Below are 333 nucleotides of genomic sequence, written 5' to 3'. Positions count from 1 at the left end.
CGTATCGTGGGCTGGGAGGTCTCCGAGCACAATGACGCCGATCTTGTGCGCAAGGCGCTCTACAAGGCCTCTCAGACGCGTCAAGGGTTCCTCAATGAAGATCTAATCTTACACAGTGATCGCGGCAGCACCTACGCCAGTGAGAAGCATCGAAAGCTCATAAAAGAACTCGGCATAAAGCAGAGTATGAGCGCCAAGGGGAATTGCTACGACAATGCCGCCATGGAGTCCTTTTACGGACGCTACAAAACCTCATCGGTGGGCAAGTATGTCTTTGCCGACCTAGAGGCCCTCAGGGCCAACGCCTTCGAGTATATCGAGTGTTACTACAAT

1 protein-coding gene is annotated in these 333 nt (G+C 52.9%); it reads left to right on the top strand.

Going from position 1 to position 333, the window contains the following annotated elements:
- Window positions 1-333, top strand: a 333-nt coding sequence (locus QEH52_RS20405) for a DDE-type integrase/transposase/recombinase (RefSeq protein WP_308952796.1), incomplete at both ends; no start/stop codon positions are given.

It is taken from the genome of Thalassobacterium maritimum (assembly GCF_031127805.1).
Taxonomy (GTDB): Bacteria; Verrucomicrobiota; Verrucomicrobiia; order Opitutales; family Coraliomargaritaceae; genus Thalassobacterium; species Thalassobacterium maritimum.
Note: the sequence above shows the minus strand (reverse complement) of the source record. Positions and strands in the feature narration are given on the sequence as shown.